General features: G+C 37.5%; 4 protein-coding genes. All 4 read right to left on the bottom strand.

Features of this window, described 5'->3' with window-relative positions; translation table 11 throughout:
• The coding region (locus C1Y58_RS26190) for a DMT family transporter (protein ID WP_170311701.1) at positions 1-584 on the bottom strand (584 nt) is incomplete at its 3' end.
• Between the two features lie 10 nt (positions 585-594).
• The gene (locus C1Y58_RS26185; RefSeq protein WP_105620103.1) at positions 595-1,428 is read right to left on the bottom strand and encodes a carbohydrate ABC transporter permease; all 834 of its coding nucleotides are present in this window, start codon (positions 1,426-1,428) and stop codon (positions 595-597) included.
• 21 nt (positions 1,429-1,449) lie between these two features.
• Positions 1,450-2,322, bottom strand: a complete 873-nt coding sequence (locus C1Y58_RS26180; protein WP_157950302.1) for a carbohydrate ABC transporter permease — start codon at positions 2,320-2,322, stop codon at positions 1,450-1,452.
• A 206-nt stretch (positions 2,323-2,528) separates the two neighbouring features.
• Positions 2,529-3,035, bottom strand: a 507-nt coding sequence (locus C1Y58_RS26175; protein WP_157950301.1) for a type 2 periplasmic-binding domain-containing protein, incomplete at its 5' end; no start/stop codon positions are given.

The raw sequence follows: 3,035 nt of genomic DNA, 5'->3' as shown, positions 1-3,035 counted from the left end.
TGGATGTCTTTTGAGAAGTTCTTGGCAAAGATGCTAGCTATGGCACTGCATAGCTGATAAGCGATGATTAACCCTTCACCTAAAAGTGCAAACTCAAAGTTGATCCCTCCAGACTTTCCTAAGCTGGCAATGACGATACCGGTGAACCCACTGATTAAACCCAATACTTTGTTGGGGGTTAACTTATCATTTTTGTAAATGAAGTGGGCTAATATAGCGATAAAGAAGATGCCTGTTGATGTTAAGATGGAACTTTTGGCTGCTGTTGTAAAGGACACACCGATGTACATGAAGGAGTACTGAAAGGTGGTTTGCATCAGTCCTAGTGTTGTTACTTTGGATAACATCTTCATGTTTTTGATCTTTACATCCAGCTTTAATCCGAATATAGCAAAGCCGAATAAGGCGATGGATGCTATAAAGAATCTGACACCTGCAAAGAGCATTTTGCCATAGGTATTGGCTGTATCTAAGTCCATGACTTCATAGCCTAACTTAACAATGGGAACGGCACTGCCCCATAGAGCTGTACATACAATGGCTAGTAAGACTGCATAGACTGGATTTTCAAATATTTTTTTCATTGCTATCATCCTATCCTTTTAATCCTGAAGTGACGAAGCTTTCTTGTATCCTTTGTTGCATACATAAGTAGATGATGATACTTGGTACTGCTGTTATGACTATGGCTGCAAATAGGTTGGTATAGTTATACGATAAGGTATCGTTTAAGAACTGTAAGGCTACTGGTAATGTTCTGTTCACGGATGATGTGGTCAGTATAATACCATAGTAGAATTCATTCCATGTCTGTAAGAAGATCATGATGGCTGCTGTTGCTAAGCCTGGCTTGACTAGTGGCAGGTTGATCTTGTAAAAGATCTGCCAGAAGTTAGCTGAGTCGATTTTCGCTGCCACATCTAAGTCTTTTGGCACGTTATAAAAAGAGGTTCTTAGTATAAAGATGGAGATGGCTAAACCTCTTGCCACATAAACCAGCATTAACCCCATTCTTGTATCATAAAGGCCTATGGCATTGATGAGAGAAAAGATGGGTTGAGATGTTGCATGGGATGGTATGAGTAATGTCAATGACAGAACCACATACATGATCTTTTTAAATTTAAAGTCAAACTTTGCAAAGATGTACCCTGAAAGGGAATAGATGAATAAAGCAATGATGGTTGCTGATATGGTGATGATCAGGGAATTGGCAAAGTTAATGACAATATCTGTTGTTTCTATCACGTTGATATAACCGGATAGGTTAAAGGCTTCTGGTAAAGTGAAAGGGTGGTTAAGGATATCTTTACTACTCTTCATAGAGGACATCATGACCCAAAGTATAGGTCCTATGGAGATGAGAACAACAAAGAGAAGTATGGCATACATAACGACTTTCAGTATAAGATTTTTTAGTATTTTCATGTTAATCCCTCCTTACCCTTCTTAAGCTTCTTCCTTATTCACACCAAAGAGTTTATTGGATATGATAAGGATTGAAATACCTAGTATGATCATTAAAACTGCTACTGCATTGGCATAGCCGTAATCGTTACTCATGATACCATCATAAAGCATTAAGGCTAAGTTGTAGGTTTTATTACCTGGACCACCTCTTGTTGTTAAGAAGATGACTTCAAACTGGGTGATAATACCTGCTAATGATAAAATCATACATGTTGAAAGTGCTGGTTTAATCAATGGTATGTCGATTTTAGTGGCTGTTTCCCATTCGGTAGCACCATCGATCTGTGCTGCTTCATGAATTTCTTTAGGTATGGCTTGAAGTGCAGCTAATATCAGTAGTGTATTAACGATGGAGAAGAATACCCAAGTAAAAGTGACAGCAATAAAGGCTGTATCTGGATCGTAGAACCAGTTCACACTAAAGTCTTCAAAACCAATGGCTCTAATGAAGTTATTGATAACGCCAAAATCATTGTTGAAGATAAATCTATACATGATTGCCCACGCTGAAGCGGCAATTATATTCGGTATCATATACACAACTCTAACAAACTTCCCACCAAAGGGATTTTTGTATAGGATGTATGCTACTACCCCACCAAAGGGTACATGGAAGAATATCGTTATTAAGCACCATAATAATAAGTTCTTTGATGCTACCCAAAAAGTATTATCATATGTAAAAAGCCTGATATAATTATCTAATCCAACAAAGGAAAACTCTGTTAGTCCATTCCAATCAGCGAAACTGGTTATAAAAACCGAAATAACGGGAACAAGAAAAAATGAAATGAAGATTACTATTGTAGGGATTAGAAATAAAGATATGCCAAGTCTATCATTATTTTTCATCATAAGCCCCCTTCTTTTTTACTACCTTGTGGTATTTTTTTGTTATTCTTTTTGCTACTCTTTTTTGTTAACCTTTTTACTTTCTATGGTCTTTTGTTGTGCTGCTTGTTTTCTTTTATAAAGATCTCTTTAGGTACTTTTTTAAGTAGGGCTGCTAAACGGGATGAACAGCCCTACTTCATATTAAAATAGGTTAAGGGTTATGCTTACTTAAACTTCTCAGCTGTTTTGGTCATTTCTGCTGCCATTTCTTCTGGTGTCATATCACCATTCATTAATAATGGTAAGTTTTTAGGGAATAAGTCTAATACTACTTTTGGTACGATAACCTCGAAACGAGGGTATGCTGTAGCATCTACTTGACTTAATTCAACAGCTGGCGCTGTTAATCTATCTGTGTACTCTTTTGTCATTTCTACATTTGGAGCAAAACCTGGAACAGCTACTAACCACTCGTTGATTTCTGCTGGTGTATACATGAATTTGAAGAATTCAATTAATCCTGCAATTTCGCCTTCTGATGCTTCTCTGTTAATCATCATACCGTAACCTTTGGCATCACCTAATACGATGCTATCTGGGAAGGCTGCTACACCAATCTTTTGATCGAAACCTTCATCCACTTGGTTTAAGTTACTTAGGTCTGGAACAAACCATGAACCTTGAGGCATGATAGCTGCTTGCTCTGTAAAGAATGCATTGGCTGCATCTGG

The sequence above is a fragment of the Vallitalea okinawensis genome, assembly GCF_002964605.1.
In the GTDB taxonomy this organism is placed as follows: domain Bacteria; phylum Bacillota; class Clostridia; order Lachnospirales; family PQDH01; genus Vallitalea_A; species Vallitalea_A okinawensis.
This window is presented reverse-complemented; position numbering and strand designations above follow the sequence as displayed.